Below are 17090 nucleotides of genomic sequence, written 5' to 3'. Positions count from 1 at the left end.
TCCGGAGTGACTGCCCGGTCACGGATGATCGATCACCAGAGCCACCGCAAAGCCCAGACGTTCGGCGAACTCGTCGAGAAAGGCCTGTTCGAAGCCGGCCTCGCCCCAGCCGTTGAAGATGAAGCCGAGGTTGGAGAAGGCGCAGGCCGGGATGAACAGGAAGCCGTTGATGTCGTCCTCGAAGCCGCATTCCGGGCAGCTGAAGTTGTCGGTCTGGCCGGGCATCCAGTCATCCAGGCTCTCGAACAGCGCCTCGCCGATTTCCCGGCGGCACTCGGGACAGCCGGCCTCCTCGGCGAAATCGCGGGTCGGCGTGTAGATGCAGCGCCGGGTGACGACCTCCAGACCGTTGATCGCCTCGCCGAACGGCAGCAGTTCCGGGTGCCGCACCACGTCGCGCGCTCCTGGGGCGATCGCATAGGCCATGCCGCCCACGCCGCGGCCGCAGGTGGTCGGCAGCGCCTCGACGATGCGGCGCTCGGCGAGCCAGCGCAGGATCACCCGCGCCCGGGGCTCATGCGCGGGAAAGGTGGAAATGCGCGGCACGATGATCGCTTGGCTGTGGCTCATGAACGGCTCGGACGGAAGGCGAAGGGCAGCGCGCAGCTTAATGCGCTGGCCGCCCAGGTCAATCGCGCCCGGTCGCCGGCGCCCTTCGCGCCTTTTTCCCGTATCATCGCCGCCATGCTCAAAGATCCTTTCCAGCGCCTCGGTCTCGACCGCGAAGTGCTCACCGTCAGCCAGCTCAACGGCCGCGCCCGGCTGTTGCTCGAGGACGTGTTCGCCCAGGTCTGGGTCGAAGGCGAAATATCCAATCTCGCCCGCCCGGCGTCCGGCCACATCTATTTCACCCTCAAGGACAAGAACGCCCAGGTGCGTTGCGCGCTGTTCCGGCAGAACGCTGCGCGAGTACGCCAGGCCTTGCGCGACGGCCTGGCGGTGCGCGTGCGCGGCAAGGTTTCGCTGTTCGAGGGTCGCGGCGACTACCAACTGATCCTCGACAGCGTCGAACCGGCCGGCGATGGCGCGCTGCGCCTGGCCTTCGAGGCGCTGAAGGAAAAGCTCGCCGCCGAGGGTCTGTTCGCCGCCGAGCGCAAGGCCGCCCTGCCCGCCCATCCGCGGCGCATCGGCATCGTCAGCTCGCCGACCGGCGCGGTGATCCGCGACATCATCTCGGTGTTCCGCCGCCGCGCGCCGCAGGTCGAGCTGACCCTGATCCCCACCGCGGTACAGGGCCGCGAAGCCACCGGGCAGATCGTCCGTGCCTTGCAGCTGGCCGACGCCCAGGGTTTCGATGCACTGATCCTGGCCCGCGGCGGCGGCTCGCTGGAGGACCTCTGGTGCTTCAACGAGGAAGCCGTGGCACGCGCGGTGGATGCCTGCGCCACGCCGATCGTCAGCGCCGTGGGCCACGAGACCGACGTGTCGATCGCCGATTTCGTCGCCGACGTGCGCGCGCCGACACCCTCGGCGGCCGCCGAGCTGCTGGCGCCCAGCAGCGCCGACCTCCAGCAGCGCCTGAACGGCCTGCAGCAACGCCTGCTGCTGCGCATGCGCGACCGCCTGCACCGCGATGCCATGCGTCTGGAGAGCCTGACCCGGCGCCTGCGCCATCCCGGCGAGCGCCTGCAGCAACAGGCCCAGCGTATCGACGATCTCGAACAGCGCCTGCTGCGCGCCATCGACCGGCGCCTGTGCAGTGGCCAGGAACGCCTGGCGCGCCTAGACACGCGCCTCGCCGCACAGCATCCGGGGCGCACGCTGAAACTGCTGCGCCAGCGCCTCGAGCATCTCTCCGAGCGCCTGCCGCGGGCGATGCAAGCCTCGCTGAACGGCCGGCGCCAGCAGCTGCAGGGCCTGGTGCAGACGCTCCATATCGTCAGCCCGCTGGCCACCCTCGGCCGTGGCTACAGCATCCTGCTCGACGAACGCGGCCAGGCGATCCGCCGCGCCAGCCAGGCGCACCCCGGCCAACGGCTCAAGGCCCGGCTCGGCGAAGGCGAGCTGGAGGTCAGGGTGGAAGACAATCATCTCGAGCCGGTCACGCTGCCGCTGCTTTAAAAGCACCAAAAACATCGCCCCGAGGTCGGGCCTCCCACAAAGGCAGCCGGTGCACTCCGAACCCGGTGGGAGGCGCGACTTCGCGGCGATGCAGGCCGCAGGCCTGCCAAACATCGTCCCCTTTCCCTCGCCAGGCGTTTACGCGAGGATGAGCCATCCCTCCCAGCGGAACCCCCCATGCCACGTACCGTCGTCCTGCTGCTGTCCCTCGCCTTTGCCCTTCCCGCCCATGCCGAAGGCTTCATCACCCGCCTGCTGAACAAACCGGTGCCCGGGGGCGTTGCCGTCATCGCAGCCGGGCATGGTCCGCAGGCGCCGCAGGTGCGCTACCAGGACAAACCGGCGCTGGTGATCAAGGAAGACGGCCAGCGCTGGATCGCCATCGTCGGCATCCCACTCACGGTGCAACCCGGCGAGCAGCAGCTGCAGGTCGACGGCCGCCCGCAGCGCTTCCGGGTCGACGCCCGCGAATACCGCGCGCAGCACATCACGCTGAAGAACCAGCGCCAGGTCAATCCGAACCCGGACGATCTCAAGCGCATCGCGCGCGAACTGGACGAGCAGACCCGCGCCTATCGCCAGTTCAGCCAGAACCAGCCGAGCAACCTGCTGTTCGACCGGCCGGTGGACGGCCCGCTGTCCTCGCCGTTCGGTCTGCGCCGCTTCTTCAACGGCGAGGAGCGCAACCCGCATTCGGGGCTGGACTTCGCCGCCAAGGCCGGCACGCCGATCAAGGCACCGGCCGCCGGCACGGTGACGCTCGTCGGCGACTACTTCTTCAACGGCAAGACGGTCTTCCTCGACCACGGCCAGGGGCTGATCAGCATGTTCTGCCACCTGTCCGCGGTCGACGTGAAGGTCGGCGACCGGCTCGGCCGCGGCGAGGTGCTCGGCAAGGTGGGCGCCACCGGCCGCGCCACCGGGCCTCACCTGCACTGGAACGTGAGCCTCAACGACACCCGGGTCGACCCGGCCATCTTTATCGGCGCGTTCAAGCCCTGAACGCATCACCACGAGGAATGACAGCGATGCGCATCAAAGCCACGGAATCCACCCTGCTGGTCGTCGATATACAGGAACGGCTGTTCCCGGCGATCCTCGACGGCGCCGCCATGGCCGAGCACACCGCCTGGCTGCAACAGGTCGCCCGGCAGGTCGGCGTACCGGTGCTGCTCACCGAGCAGTACAGCAAGGGCCTCGGCCTCACCGTCGCGCCCCTGCGCGAGGGCGTGGACGAGGCGGCGATCCTCGAGAAGCTGCACTTCTCCGCGGCCGGCGACGGCGAGCTGTTCAAGCGTCCCGGTGGCGAGCGTCGACAGTTCGTGGTCTGCGGCTGCGAGACCCATGTCTGCGTCCTGCAGACGGTGCTCGACCTGCTGGCGCGGGACCATGAGGTGTTCGTCGTCGAAGAGGCGGTCGGTTCGCGCCGCGCCTCGGACAAGGCGCTGGCACTTGCGCGCATGCGCCAGGCCGGCGCGGTGATCGTTTCGCGGGAGATGGTCGCCTTCGAATGGATGGAGCGCGCCGGCACCGAGCTGTTCAAGCGCATCAGCCGCGAATTCATCCGCTGAATCGCCGCGGACGCAACAGCCGGCTGGGCGTCTCCATGCGGCTTTGCTAAGGTCGCGCCCCAGCGGCCCTTCCCGCCGCCCCACAACCCGATGGAGCCCCCATGACTGACGACCTGGCCGGCTGGCTGGACTGGCTCAGAGCCCACCCCGAACTGCAGACGCTGCTCGCCAGCGCGACCCTGCTCCTCGCCGCGTGGTTGTCCAACTGGATCGTCAAGCGCATCCTGGTACGCGGCCTCTACCACCTACTGCGACATGTGCGCGATACCCAGCTGCAGGACTTCGGCGTCATCAAGCGTTTGTCGAACATCGTCCCGGCGCTGGTATTGTCGCTCGGCGTCGGCACCGTTCCGGGACTGCCGGACGCCGCGGTGACGGTGGTCCGCAACGTCTGCGGCGGCTTCATCGTACTGACCGTCGCCCTGGCCCTCGGCGCGGTGCTGGACATCGTCAACCTACTCTACCAGCGGCGCTCGGACGCCCACCTGCACCCGATCAAGGGCTACCTGCAGGTGGTGAAGATCGTGCTCTACGCGATCGCCACCATCCTGATCATCGCCACCCTGATCGACCGCTCGCCACTGATCCTGCTGTCCGGCCTCGGCGCCATGGCCGCGGTGCTGATGCTGATCTTCCAGGACACCCTGCTGTCGCTGGTGGCCAGTGTGCAGATCACCTCCAACGACCTGATCCGCGTCGGCGACTGGGTGGAGATGCCGCAGCTCAATGCCGACGGCGACGTGATCGACATCGCCCTGCACACGGTCAAGGTGCAGAACTGGGACAAGACCATCACCAGCATCCCGACCAAGCGCTTCATCTCCGATTCGTTCAAGAACTGGCGCGGCATGCAGGAGTCCGGTGGCCGGCGAATCAAGCGCAGCCTCTACCTGGATCAGCAGAGCGTGCACTTCCTCGATGCCGAGGAGCGCAAGCGACTGTATCGCTTCAGCCTGCTGGAGGACTATCTGGTCAACAAGCGCCAGGAGATCGATGCCTGGAACGCCAAGCTCGCCGAGCGTGGCCAGGAGCCGGTCAATACCCGCCGCGTCACCAACATCGGCACCTTCCGCGCCTATGTCGAGCGCTACCTGCGCAGCCACCCGGCATTCACCAGGGCATGACGCTGATCGTCAGGCAACTGAGCCCGACCGCCGATGGTTTGCCGCTGGAAATCTACTGTTTCACCAATACGGTGGCCTGGACGCAGTACGAGGCGATCCAGTCGGACATCTTCGACCACCTGCTGGCGATCCTGCCGGAGTTCGGCTTGCGCGTGTTCCAGCACCCCAGCGGGGCGGACATGCGCGAGTGGCGCCAATCGCTGGAGCCGCACGACGCACCGGCATTGCACCGGTCGGCGGGGCATTCGGTGGAAATGACCAGTCAATCGTAGGTTGGCGCTGAGGCACGAGGCATGGCGCGGCGCCGAGCGCTGCCCATTGCCTCATCCCTGAAGCCAGCGCCATGAGCCGCACCACAGCGCCCCGCGCCTCAGCGCCAACCTACGTCCGGAGTGGGGATGAGACGGCATCCCCACTCTTGCAGCGGTTGTGCCGGATCAGAAGCTCATGTCGACGCGCGCCCAGTAGGTACGCCCCGGCTCGTTGACGCGGCTGGTGGCATCGAGCCCATAGTCGGCGAAGCCGGCACTGCCGGCCAGGTTGAGGTGCTCGCTGTAGTTCTTGTCCAGCAGGTTGTCGACGCCAGCGCTGAGCTTGAAGTGCTTGTTCAGCCGATACGCGCCATTGACCGCCAGTACGCCGAACCCGGCGCTCTCGTCGAAGTCCTTGCCGACCACGGTGCCCTGGTTCTCGGCCACCCGGTTCTGCGCCGCGACCACACGCCAGAGCGCGCTGGTGCTCCAGTTGTCACGCTCGTAGGTGAGGCCCAGGCGCCCTTCCAGCGGAGGGATCTGCGGCATGGCGCGATCGTCGCTGCGGTTCTCGCCCCAGGCGTAGGCCAGGCTGGCATCGCCCTTCCAGTTGGGGGTGAAGCGATAGCTCGCGCCCATCTCGGCACCGGCGATGGTGGCGTCGATGTTGCTGACTTCGGCACGGATCATGTTGGGCATCGCCCCGGGCACGTAGCTGAACAGGATGTAGTCCTCGACCACACCGGCGTAGGCGGACACCCAGGCTTCCAGCGGCCCCTTGGCATACTGCAGGCCGATATCGAGCTGCGTGGTCTTCTCCGGGCGTACCGTGTCGAACGGCTGTACGGTGCCGACCGGCCCCGGGTTGGAGACGAACAGTTCCCAGTAGTCGGGGAAGCGCTCGGCATGGCCGAGGCCGGCATACCAGGTCGCCGGCAGGCCGGCGAGCTCTTCCTCGTAACGCACGAAGCCGCTGTACAGCGTGTCGCGGCGGGTTTCGCCGGCGGTGGGGTTGTCCCAGTCGCGCGAGACGATGGGCATGCTGGAGGTATCGTGGCTGCGGAAGAATGCGCGCTGGTCCTCGGCCTCGTGCAGGTCTATCCGCAGGCCGCTGACAATCTTCCGGGTCTCGCTCATGTCCCAGGTCAGCTCGCCGAACAGGCCGTAGCTGTGCAACATGGCGTCCGGTACCCAGGGCAGCGCATCGCTGCCAGCCGCAGTGACCATCTGGTTGGCGGCACCCGCCGGGTTCATCACCTTGCGGTGCTCGCTGCGTTGCGCGTCGACACCGGCCTTGAGTTCGACATCGGCCCACTGCCAGGTGCCGACCAGACGTCCGCCGAGCGTACGGCGATCCACTCGGGAAAGCGTCGGATTCGGCATCATCATCGAGGGCACGAAGTCGCGCAGGCTGTAGTTGTCCATGATGTGGTCGGCGTAGTTGTAGTAGACCTGCGCCTCCAGGCCGTAGAAGGTCTCGCCGATATTGGTCTTCTTGAAGCGCAATCCCAGGCTCTCGCGCTGGAACTGGCTGCCGTCCATGCCTCGTCCGGCATAGCGTGCGTAACCGTCACCACGGCCCGCGGTCAGCTCGACCAGGGTGTCGGCATCCGGCGTCCAGCCCAGGGCGACATCGGTGTTCCACTTGTCGTAGCGCGACGGCACGGTGTCGCCGTTGCCGTCCTCGTAGTCGTCGGCCTGCGAGCTGTTGGCCATCAGCCGCGCGTAACCCTGGCTATTGCCGGCGGCCGCATCGAGGTTGCGATCGAAACGCCCGTTGGAACCGGCCAGCAGGCTGCCATTGAGGCGGTAGTCGGGTTCGCTGAACTGTTCCGGCTCCCGTTCGAAGAGCACGGTGGCGGCCGAGGTGCCTGGGCCCCAGAGCACGGTCTGCGGTCCCTTGATCACCGTCAGCTTGTCGAAGGTGTCCGGGCTGATGTAGGAACTCGGCGAATCCATCCGGTTCGGACAGGCGCCGAGCATTTCGCCGCCGTTGCTGAGCAGCTTCAGCCGCGAGCCGAACATGCCGCGGAACACCGGATCGCCGTTCACCCCGCCGTTGCGCACGGCGGAAAAGCCCGGAATGGTTTTCAGGTAATCGGCGCCGTCGCTGGCCGGCATCGGCTGGCGCGGAATCTTCGGGTCGGTGACCACGGTCAGCGGCGATTGCTGGCCAACGCCAGTGATGACCATCGGCGCCAGCTCGACGGCGTCCGCCTGCTCGGCATGGCCGGTATGGTCGGTCTCGGCCGCCAGAGCGCCACCGGCAAGCATTGCCAGCAGCGCCGCATGGGCGAACTGCCAACGCAGACGGGATGGTTGAATCGAAAAACGGTCGGACAGGCGCGCACGCGCCTCATAGCCACGAATATTGCTGGGCATAGGTATTTCCACTTCTGCAGGTGTGTACAGCCGCGGCGAAGCGGCTCATGGGCAATCAGCAGTGGAAATACGGTGGAGCGCGCGGGTGGCCGCTGCTGCGGCGCAAGGCCGGCGGCAGCGGTTGCTCGGGGAGCGGCTGGAAGTAGCCGGGTTCATGACGGGGCAGGACCAGCGCGACGGAAAGCGTGAGCGGCGGGTTGACCGTCAGCAGTTCGCAGTAGCCGCAGAGCTCGAGCGCCGACAGCCATGCGGGCTCCCCCACCGCCTGCCGATGATGACCATGGGCGGACGGCGCAGGCTCGTGCCCGGCATGCTGATGATGGTGCTCGTTCGCCTGGGCGGCCTGAACGGCCGAATACAACGGCCCGACATGGATCATCAGCATGGCGAACAGGCCAAGCCAGATGCTCATTGTCGTTAGCCGTTTGCGTGACACCGATCGGTCCTTCAGTAAAGCGTGACTTGTACTGCGGGGTGCCGGGGATGATCGCATGCCTGCTTCAGGCACCACGCTGCGACATGAGGCCGCAATCCTCGCGAGCAAACAAGCACATGTTTTCGCGCGCATCGCAGCACGAAATTCTTCTTATTCTTCTATATTGGAGTTTTTCACCATTTTTCTTTCAACTCTTGCACGAGACAACCATAAAGCACTAACTTCGCACCATAACTCATTGAATCAGGCGAGCAGAAAAGCGGCTCGCCCGAAGAACGCTCGGGAAACCACCATGACCATGCTCAAGAATCCATCGAAAAAATATCGCGCCTTTCCGGCCATCGATATCCCCGATCGCACCTGGCCATCGAAGGCCATCACCCAGGCGCCGATCTGGCTCAGTTCCGATCTGCGCGATGGCAACCAGTCGCTGATCGAGCCGATGGATGCAGCGAAGAAGATGCGCTTCTTCAAGACCCTGGTGCAGGTGGGCGTGAAGGAAATCGAGGTGGGCTTCCCCTCCGCCTCGCAGACCGACTTCGACTTCGTCCGCGAGCTGATCGACGGTGGCCATATTCCCGACGACGTCACCATCCAGGTGCTGACCCAGGCCCGCGAGGACCTGATCACCCGTACCTTCGAGTCGCTCAAGGGCGCCAAGCGGGCCATCGTCCACTACTACAATGCCACCGCGCCGAGCTTCCGCCGCATCGTCTTCAACCAGGACAAGGCCGGCGTGGTGAACATCGCGGTCAGTGCCGCGCAGATCATCAAGCGCCTGGCCGCTGCCGCGCCGGAAACCGACTGGCGCTTCGAGTACTCGCCCGAGGTGTTCAGCTCCACCGAGACCGATTTCGCCGTCGAGGTGTGCAACGCGGTGATCGAGGTGTTCCAGCCGACGCCCGCGCAGAAGCTGATCCTCAACCTGCCGGCCACCATCGAGGCGGCCACGCCGAACATCTATGCCGACCAGATCGAATACTTCGGCCGCCGCATCGCCCGGCGCGACAGCGTGCTGATCAGCCTGCACACCCACAACGACCGCGGCACCGGCGTGGCGGCCACCGAGCTGGGCCTGATGGCCGGCGCCGATCGCGTCGAGGGCTGCCTGTTCGGCAACGGCGAGCGCACCGGCAACGTCGACCTGGTCACCGTGGCGCTGAACATGTACACCCAGGGCGTCGACCCGCAGCTGGACTTCTCCGACATCGACGCGGTGCGCAAGGTGGTCGAGGAATGCAACCAGTTGCCGGTGCACCCGCGCCACCCCTACGTCGGCGACCTGGTGCACACCGCCTTCTCCGGCTCGCACCAGGATGCGATCCGCAAGGGCTTCGCCCAGCAGGACCCGAACGGCCTCTGGGAAGTCCCCTACCTGCCGATCGACCCGGCCGATATCGGCCGCAGCTACGAGGCGGTGATCCGCGTCAACAGCCAGTCCGGCAAGGGCGGCATCACCTACCTGCTCGAACAGGAATACGGCATCAGCCTGCCACGCCGCATGCAGATCGAGTTCAGCCAGGTGGTGCAGAAGGAGACCGACCGCCTCGGCCTGGAAATGAGCGCCAAGCAGATTCATGCGCTGCTCGAAGCCGAATACCTGCAGGCCACCGCGCCGTACACGCTCAAGGGCCATCGCCTGCAGGAGGAGAACGGCACCAGTGCAGTGGACGTGGAGGTCGCGAGCGACGGTGAGACCGCCCACTGGCGCGGCATCGGCAAGGGCCCGCTGGAGGCGCTGGTCGCCGCCTTGCCGGTCAAGCTGGAGATCATGGACTACCACGAGCACGCCATCGGCGCCGGCAGCAACGCCAAGGCCGCGGCCTACATCGAGGTGCGCCTGGACGGCGAGCGACCGCTGCATGGCATCGGCATCGACGAGAACATCACCACGGCGAGCATCCGCGCCCTGTTCAGCGCGCTGAACCGCGCGGTGCGCGAGGCCGAAGCGAAGGCCGCCTGACCTCCACCGGCGAGCCTCCAGCGGGCTCGCCGCTTTTCCTGCGAAGGGGTGGGCCGGGCGGCGCTCCACTTCAGACCAGCAAAAGCCTACCCTAGGCTAAAGCCCACGAACCATCGCTTGTTGCACGAGCATCGGCCTCCAGCCCGCGCGTTGATTTGGAGCCGGGGGGACGCCGAGTCCTTGCCGGCGATCGCCGCCGCGGCTCGCCCGCAAGCGGGCGCCTGCGATGGTTCTTCCAGCAGGAACGCGTCAGGCATCGGCAGGATCGTGCAACCGCTCCTGCCGGGATCGGTACTAGGATTGACTCACCCCGTCAATCCAAAGGAGCCGCCATGAGCAAGGCCATCGGTTACGCCGCCCTCGACCCGAGCACGCCACTCGCCCCCTATTCGTTCTCGCGCCGTGCCGTCGGAGCGAACGACGTGCAGATCGACATTCTCTACTGCGGTGTCTGTCACTCGGACCTGCACACCGCCCGCAACGAATGGAACAACACGCTCTACCCCTCGGTTCCCGGCCACGAAATCGTTGGCAGGGTCACCGCAGTCGGTTCGGCCGTATCGCGTTTCAAGGTCGGCGACATCGCCGGCGTCGGCTGCCTGGTCGACAGTTGTCGCAACTGCCCGTCCTGCGGCGAAGGCCTCGAGCAATACTGCGAGAACGGTTTCGTCGGCACCTACAACGGCCCGGCGTTCGGCGGCGGCGAGAACACCCTGGGCGGCTACTCCGACATCATCGTGGTGGACGAGAAGTTCGTGCTGCGCGTCAGCCATACCGACAACCTGGCCGCCGTCGCGCCGCTGCTCTGCGCCGGCATCACCACCTACTCGCCGCTGCGCCAGTGGAAGGTCGACCCGGGGCAGAAAGTCGGCGTGGTCGGCCTCGGCGGCCTCGGCCACATGGCGGTGAAGATCGCCAATGCCATGGGCGCCAAGGTCGTGCTGTTCACCACCTCGCCGGACAAGAAGGAAGACGCCCTGCGCCTCGGCGCCTCGGAAGTGGTGGTATCGAAGAACCAGGACGAGATGGCCGCGCACGCCAACAGCTTCGACTTCATCCTCAATACGGTTGCCGCGCCGCACAACCTCGACGCCTTCCTCAACCTGCTCAAGCGCGACGCCACCATGACCCTGGTGGGTGCCCCGGCCTCGCCGCACCCGTCGCCGAACGTGTTCGGGCTGATCTTCAAACGCCGGCGGATCGCCGGGTCGCTGATCGGCGGCATCGCGGAGACCCAGGAGATGCTCGACTTCTGCGCCGAGCACGGCATCGTCGCGGACATCGAGATGATCCGCATGCAGGACATCAACGACGCTACGAGCGGATGCTCAGAAGCGACGTGAAGTACCGATTCGTCATCGACATGGCAACGCTGAAGACCGCCTGAGCAGCGGAGTGTGCAGCCTTGCTGGCGGTGCCGTTGAATGGCCATCGCCAGCAAGCTGGCTCCCATATGGGGCGATCAGGCGCCGGACATCTCCCTCTTAGCCCCCTTTCGCCTCGCCACCCATCCCCCACTTCACTTGAGCAACCAACTAACCCATTGTTTTCCATGATTTTTAGTTGTTCGGCAGGTAACATGCGCGGCCCCGCACGGATGCGTCTCTCAGTCAGTCGTCGAGATACCCATGCGTCGCTTCAGCGTGTTCCTGCTTGCCCTGCTGTTTTCCTCCAATGCTCACTCCGAGGCGCCGCGCACCTTCCGCGAAGCGAAGAAGCTGGCCTGGAAGATCTATGCCGAGCGCCCCGTGGACTTCTACTGCGGTTGCCGCTTCCAGGGCAACCGTATCGATCTCGCCAGTTGCGGCTATGTCCCGCGCAAGCAGCCCCGGCGTGCCGAACGGGTCGAATGGGAACACATCGTCCCCGCCTGGGTGATCGGCCACCAGCGCCAGTGCTGGCAACAGGGCGGACGCAAGAACTGCACCGCCAACGATCCGCTGTTCAGCCGTGCCGAGGCCGACCTGCACAACCTGGTGCCAGTGGTCGGCGAGGTGAACGGCGACCGCAGCAATTTCGGTTTCGGCATGCTCGCCGAGAAGCCCGGCCAGTATGGCGCCTGCCCCTTCGTGGTGAATTTCAAGCAGCGTACGGCGATGCCGCCCGAATACAGCCGTGGCGCCATCGCCCGGACATATCTGTACATGAGCGAGCGCTACAAATTGCGCCTGTCACGCCAGGACCAGCGGCTGTACGACGTCTGGAACCGCCAGTATCCGGTCAGCGAGTGGGAACGCTGGCGCAACCGCAGCATCGCCTGCGTGCAGGGCAACGCCAACCCTCACGTCGGCGAGGTCGACCCGCGCAGTTGCGGCCGGCGCAAGGCCGTGGCCAGCCGCTGAAGACCGCCGGCGACGCGCCGGCCGCTTGCCGCCACCCATGCCGGGGGGCATGCTGTAGGCCCGCATGAATTGGGCAGGGCCGGTATGCCGCAGACGACCTTTTACGCAACCCTCGGGCTGGCGGTGCTGCTAGCCCTGATCGTTTCCGGCATCGCCCCCTACGACCGCGCGACCTGGCTGCTCGAAGTCGCACCGGTGCTGATCGCCGCGCCGGTCCTGCTGCTGACCTACCGGCGTTTCCCCCTGACTCGCCTGCTCTATGTCCTGATCACCGTGCACGCACTGGTGCTGATTCTCGGTGGCGCCTACACCTATGCACGCGTGCCGCTGGGTTTCTGGGTGCAGGAGCTGTTCGACCTGCAGCGCAATCCCTACGACAAGCTCGGCCACTTCATGCAGGGCCTGGTGCCGATGCTGGTCGCCCGGGAAATCCTGCTGCGCCGGCGCTACCTCGCCCGCGGAGCGATGCTCAACTTCCTGGCGATCTGCGTGGCGCTGGCGTTCAGCGCCTTCTACGAACTGATCGAATGGTGGGTGGCGCTGATTGCCGGCGGCGGCGCCATCGATTTCCTCGGCACCCAGGGCGACCCCTGGGATACGCAGTCGGACATGCTGCTCGCACTGCTCGGCGCCAGCCTGGTGCTGCTCGGCCTCGACCGCCTGCAGGACCGGCAGATTGCCGCGCTCGAGCGGCATGCCGTGGACGCGCGCTAATGCTCTACCGGCTCGGCGCCGATGCCCTGCTGGTGCTGCACCTGGGGTTCGTGCTGTTCGCCCTGTTCGGCGGTCTGCTGGTGGCATGCCGGCGCTGGCTGCTGTCGCTGCATCTGCCGGCGGTGGGCTGGGCGATCTACGTGCAGCTGGCCGACCGCGGCTGCCCGCTCACCGGCTGGGAACAGGCCCTGCGCATCCGCGCCGGGGAGGTCGGCTACAGTGGCGGTTTCATCGAGCACTACCTGCTGCCGATCATCTACCCGCACTGGCTGACGCTACCGCTGCAGTACGCGCTGGCGGCGGTGGTCGTCGCGATCAACCTGCTGGTCTATGGCTGGCTGTGGCACAGGCGCCGGGTATTGCGCTGATCAGCGCATCGCCGAGTCCAGCTGGATCTCCTCTCCCGCCAGCATGAACCGGCCATAACCGCGATGGTGCAGCGTGCGCGGTGCCGTGACTGCGGGATCGTGCCAGGCCTGCAGCACCTCGAGAATGAAGAAGTTGTAGCTGCCGACCAATTGCCGGTCGGCCACGCGGCATTCCAGATTCGCGTAGCACTCCGCCACCCGCGGTACCGCCACCCGGGCGGACGGCACCGCGGTGAGGCGGAAGCGGGCGAACTTGTCGGTTTCGTCGCCGTGGCTGTTGCCGCAGCCCACCAGTTGCCGGACCAGGTCATCGGTGGGGACGTTGAGCACGCATTCGCCGGTCGCCTGCAGCGCAGCGAAGGAGTAGTTCGCCGCGCTGACCACGCAGCCGACCAGGGGCGGCTCGAACTCCAGCATGCAGTGCCAGGACATGGCCATCAGGTTGGCGCGGCCATCCTGCGCGGTACCGAGCAGCAGCACGGGGCCGGGCTCGAGAATGGCATAGACTTCGGACAGCGGAAGCTGGGTTTTCATCGAACCACTCCCGAATCGAACAGCATGATCAGACCATAGCTCATCCATCGCCCCGGGTCGGCTCCCACAAAAGCAGCCAGCCCACACCGAACCCTGTGGGAGGCGCGCCCTCGCGGCGATGCAGGCCACAAGCCTGCCCAAAACCAAAAGCATCGCCCCGGGGTCGGGCCTCCCACAAAAGCAGCAAGCATCCAGCGAACCTGTGGGCACGCCCTCGCGGCGATGCAGGCCGCAGGCCTGCCGCCAAAGCCAAAGCCAAAGCCAAAGCCAATGCCAATGCCAATGCCAATGCCAATGCCAATGCGCAAGCTACCGGACCAGCGTCAGGCCTTCAGCTCGAATTCGTCGCCATCGTGATAGGCCGGGAAGCGCTCGCGGAAAGCGGCCAGGTCCCTGGCCCTCAGCGAGCACCGGAACACCCCGTCGGCCTCGCCGGCTGCCAGCAACGTATCGCCTTTGAAATCCAGCACCTGGCTGTCGCCGCTGTAGGGATAGCCCTTGCCGTCCTCGCCGACGCGATTGACCGCCGCGACGAAGCACAGGTTCTCGATGGCCCGGGCCGGCAGCAAGCGGTTCCAGGCATCGCGCCGGGCGGCCGGCCAATTGGCGGTATAGAGCAGCAGATCGGTGCCGTGGGGGTCGCGGCTCCAGACCGGGAAACGCAGGTCGTAGCAAATCAGCGGCCGCACGCGCCAGCCATTCACCTCGAACAGGGCCTGTTGCAGCCCCGGCGTGTAGTGCTTGTGCTCGCCGGCCATGCGGAACAGATGGCGCTTGTCGTAGTGCAGCACCTCGCCATCCGGCCGCGCCCAGAGCAGGCGGTTGCGGTGGCTGCCGTCGGCGGCCTCGATGATCACGCTGCCGGTCACCACCGCATCCAGCCGGACGGCCTGCTCGCGCAGCCAGACATAGCTCGGCCCTTCCTCGGGCTCGGCCAGGGCGGCGGAGTCCATGGAGAAGCCGGTGGTGAACATTTCCGGAAGAATGATCAGATCGGCGCCACGCGCCTGTTCCAGCAGCACGGTGAAGCGCTCGCGGTTGGCCGCCGCATCCTGCCAGACCAGGCTGGTCTGTATCAGGGCCAGTTCGAGATCCGGCAAATCGTTCAGATCGCGCATAGTCGTTCCGCCGCCTGACGCAGCGTCTCCTCCCGTTTGGCAAAACAGAAACGCACCAGCCGCAGATCCGCCGGCGCCTGCTGATAGAAGACCGAGATCGGAATGCTCGCCACGCCATGTTCGCGCGTCAACCATTCGGCCATCGCCACATCGTCCAGATCCGGCCGGATCGCCGAATAGTCGGCCAGCTGGAAGTAGGTCCCCGCGGCCCGCTTGAAACCGAAGCGTGAACCGGCCAGCAGGTCGCAGAACAGATCGCGCTTGGCCTGGTAGAAGGCCGGCAGCTCGGCGATGTGCTCGGGATGCGCGGCCATGAAGTCGGCCAGCGCCCATTGCAGCGGCGTCACGCCGGTGAAGCTGACGTACTGGTGAACCTTGCGCAGCTCGGCGCTGAGTGCCGGCGGCGCCACCACGTAGCCGGTCTTCCAGCCGGTGACGTGGTAGGTCTTGCCGAACGAGCTGACGACGAAGCTGCGCCGGTACAGCTCGTCGTGGCGCAGCACGCTGGCGTGCTCGCGGCCGTCGAAGACCAGGTGCTCGTAGACCTCGTCGCTGAGCAGGTAGATATCGCGCTCGCGGATCAGCGCGGCGAGGCGATCCAGGTCGTCGCCGTCGATCAGCGCGCCACTGGGGTTGTGCGGGGTGTTGAGGACGATCAGCCGCGTGCGCGGGCCGATCACATCGGCCAGACGCTGCCAGTCGATGCGAAAATCCGGCAGGCTCAGCTGCTGGTGGATGCAGATGCCGCCGGCCAGTTGCACGGACGGCTCGTAGCTGTCGTAGCAGGGATCGAAGACGATGACCTCGTCGCCCGGCCGGATCAGTGCCTGGATCGCGCAGAAGATCGCCTGGGTGGCGCCGGGGGTGATCGTCACCTCGCTGGCCGCATCCACCGGCCGGCCATACAGCGTGGCCACCTTGGCCGCGACCTGCTCGCGCAGCGCGGGCAGGCCGGTCATCGGCGCGTACTGGTTGTGCCCGGCCATGACATGTCGCGCCAGCGCCTCGCGCAGGGCAGCGGGGCCGTCGAAATCGGGAAAGCCCTGGGACAGGTTGAGCGCACCGCTATCCGCAGCCAGCTGGGACATGGTGGTGAAGATGGTCGTGCCGACATGGGGCAATTTACTGATGAGCATCACAGCCTTCCGACAGGCCTGCCCGACGGGATGCGGCAGGGAGAAACAGGATAGCCGATCGCGGCGGCCGGATACGAGCGCGTCCGGGGTGTGAGGATTCGGCCTGCTACAGTTGTAGCGACAAGGCACAGATCGATAGCCACAAGGAATTCACCATGCAGTTTCACTCTGCCAGCTCTTCATGGAACGACTTGCGTGCCCAGGCGGAACGGGCCCTGGATACCGAACCGGCACTGGCCGATCTCTTCCGGCAGACGGTACTCGAGCACCCGGACTTCGGCTGCACCCTTGCCCAGCGGGTCGGCCAGGCCCTGGCGGACACTGCCGAGCAGCGACAGGCGCTGGCCGAACGTTTCGCCGAGATCCACCGCCAGCAGCCACAGCTGGCCGAATCGGCCTGGCGCGACCTGCAGGCGATCGTCAGCCGCGACCCGGCCTTCGACAGCGCGCTGGAAGTGTTGCTGTTCTCCAAGGGCTTCCTCGCCCTGCAGGCCTATCGCATCGGACACCACCTGCAGCGGCAGGGCGAACGGCTGCTGGCGCTGTTCATCCAGGCACGTTGCAACGAACGCCTGGGCATCGACATCAATCCCGCGAGCAGGATCGGCAGCGGCATCATGCTCGACCACGGCACTGGCATCGTCATCGGCGAGACGGCTGTGGTCGGAGACGATGTATCGATTCTGCAGGGCGTGACCCTCGGCGGCACCGGCAAGGAAGGCGGCGACCGCCATCCGAAGGTGCGCAGCGGGGTGATGATCGGCGCGGGGGCGAAGATTCTCGGCAATATCGAGATCGGCGAGGGCGCCAAGGTCGGTGCCGGCAGCATCGTGCTGCACCCGGTCCCGCCGCATACCACGGTGGTCGGCAACCCGGCGCGCCAGGCCGGCAAGCCGCGGCACGCGCGGCCGGCACTGGATATGGATCAGTCGTTCGACGAGGAAGGCTGAGCCCCGTTCGCGATCGGTTGCGTTAAAAACGCTTCATCGCGCTTTCTCGGGGGAAGCAAGGATTGATATCGGACTGGCAAGTTTGGGTGTGTTGAATGAAAGTTTTGCTTTCATGGGCGTTTAGCGAGTTGCTTGAAGGC

14 protein-coding genes and 2 pseudogenes are annotated in these 17090 nt (G+C 66.3%); 10 read left to right on the top strand and 6 right to left on the bottom strand.

Annotated features, from left to right (window positions below; all coding sequences use genetic code 11):
* Nucleotides 1–18: 18 nt before the first annotated feature.
* Nucleotides 19–570 carry a hypothetical protein gene (locus tag BAY1663_RS15160; RefSeq protein ID WP_037042324.1) on the bottom strand — a complete coding sequence of 184 codons (552 nt, stop codon included), beginning with the start codon at nt 568–570 and terminating at the stop codon, nt 19–21.
* Between the two features lie 114 nt (nt 571–684).
* Between BAY1663_RS15160 and xseA the strand changes: the two genes are divergently transcribed.
* The 4 genes and pseudogenes from xseA (at nt 685) to BAY1663_RS15140 (ending at nt 5028) form a co-directional block, all read left to right on the top strand.
* Nucleotides 685–2061 carry an exodeoxyribonuclease VII large subunit gene (gene xseA, locus BAY1663_RS15155; protein WP_037042347.1) on the top strand — a complete coding sequence of 459 codons (1377 nt, stop codon included), beginning with the start codon at nt 685–687 and terminating at the stop codon, nt 2059–2061.
* A 177-nt stretch (nt 2062–2238) separates the two neighbouring features.
* Nucleotides 2239–3063, top strand: a complete 825-nt coding sequence (locus tag BAY1663_RS15150) for a peptidoglycan DD-metalloendopeptidase family protein (RefSeq protein ID WP_037042320.1) — start codon at nt 2239–2241, stop codon at nt 3061–3063.
* Nucleotides 3064–3089: 26 nt separating this feature from the next.
* A complete protein-coding gene (locus BAY1663_RS15145) occupies nt 3090–3632 on the top strand; it encodes a hydrolase (protein ID WP_037042318.1) in 543 nt (180 codons plus the stop codon).
* A 101-nt stretch (nt 3633–3733) separates the two neighbouring features.
* Nucleotides 3734–5028, top strand: a pseudogene (locus tag BAY1663_RS15140) (mechanosensitive ion channel family protein).
* Between the two features lie 165 nt (nt 5029–5193).
* Here the strand turns inward: BAY1663_RS15140 and BAY1663_RS15135 are convergent.
* Nucleotides 5194–7389: a TonB-dependent copper receptor gene (locus tag BAY1663_RS15135; protein ID WP_037042316.1), complete on the bottom strand. Its 2196-nt coding sequence runs from the start codon at nt 7387–7389 to the stop codon at nt 5194–5196.
* 55 nt (nt 7390–7444) lie between these two features.
* Nucleotides 7445–7801 (bottom strand): DUF2946 domain-containing protein, encoded by a 357-nt coding sequence (locus BAY1663_RS15130; protein ID WP_037042314.1) that lies wholly within the window; start codon nt 7799–7801, stop codon nt 7445–7447.
* Between the two features lie 316 nt (nt 7802–8117).
* Between BAY1663_RS15130 and leuA the strand changes: the two genes are divergently transcribed.
* The 5 genes and pseudogenes from leuA to BAY1663_RS15105 all read left to right on the top strand — a co-directional run bounded on the left by leuA (nt 8118) and on the right by BAY1663_RS15105 (nt 13212).
* On the top strand, nt 8118–9788 hold the full coding sequence (gene leuA / locus BAY1663_RS15125) for a 2-isopropylmalate synthase (protein ID WP_037042312.1): 1671 nt from the start codon (nt 8118–8120) through the stop codon (nt 9786–9788).
* A 332-nt stretch (nt 9789–10120) separates the two neighbouring features.
* Nucleotides 10121–11175 (top strand): annotated as a pseudogene (locus tag BAY1663_RS15120) (NAD(P)-dependent alcohol dehydrogenase).
* 241 nt (nt 11176–11416) lie between these two features.
* Nucleotides 11417–12130, top strand: a complete 714-nt coding sequence (locus BAY1663_RS15115; RefSeq protein WP_037042310.1) for an endonuclease — start codon at nt 11417–11419, stop codon at nt 12128–12130.
* 84 nt (nt 12131–12214) lie between these two features.
* A complete protein-coding gene (locus BAY1663_RS15110) occupies nt 12215–12844 on the top strand; it encodes a DUF2238 domain-containing protein (protein ID WP_037042308.1) in 630 nt (209 codons plus the stop codon).
* The gene (locus BAY1663_RS15105; RefSeq protein WP_037042302.1) at nt 12844–13212 is read left to right on the top strand and encodes a DUF2784 domain-containing protein; all 369 of its coding nucleotides are present in this window, start codon (nt 12844–12846) and stop codon (nt 13210–13212) included. The genes BAY1663_RS15110 and BAY1663_RS15105 overlap by 1 nt, the downstream gene beginning before the upstream one ends.
* Here the strand turns inward: BAY1663_RS15105 and BAY1663_RS15100 are convergent, their stop codons facing one another.
* The 3 genes from BAY1663_RS15100 to BAY1663_RS15090 all read right to left on the bottom strand — a co-directional run bounded on the left by BAY1663_RS15100 (nt 13213) and on the right by BAY1663_RS15090 (nt 16000).
* Nucleotides 13213–13746, bottom strand: a complete 534-nt coding sequence (locus BAY1663_RS15100) for a flavin reductase family protein (RefSeq protein WP_037042300.1) — start codon at nt 13744–13746, stop codon at nt 13213–13215.
* 323 nt (nt 13747–14069) lie between these two features.
* Nucleotides 14070–14864 (bottom strand): amidohydrolase, encoded by a 795-nt coding sequence (locus BAY1663_RS15095; protein WP_037042298.1) that lies wholly within the window; start codon nt 14862–14864, stop codon nt 14070–14072.
* Entirely contained in the window at nt 14852–16000 is a 1149-nt protein-coding gene (locus BAY1663_RS15090) for a pyridoxal phosphate-dependent aminotransferase (RefSeq protein ID WP_037042296.1), read from the bottom strand. Before BAY1663_RS15090 ends, BAY1663_RS15095 begins: the two co-directional genes overlap by 13 nt.
* 155 nt (nt 16001–16155) lie before the next feature.
* Between BAY1663_RS15090 and cysE the strand changes: the two genes are divergently transcribed.
* A complete protein-coding gene (gene cysE / locus BAY1663_RS15085; protein ID WP_037042294.1) occupies nt 16156–16950 on the top strand; it encodes a serine O-acetyltransferase in 795 nt (264 codons plus the stop codon).
* The last annotated feature ends 140 nt before the right edge of the window (nt 16951–17090 follow it).

Origin of the sequence: Pseudomonas sp. BAY1663, assembly GCF_000582595.1 — a bacterium.
Lineage (GTDB): Bacteria > Pseudomonadota > Gammaproteobacteria > Pseudomonadales > Pseudomonadaceae > Stutzerimonas > Stutzerimonas stutzeri_AF.
This window is presented reverse-complemented; position numbering and strand designations above follow the sequence as displayed.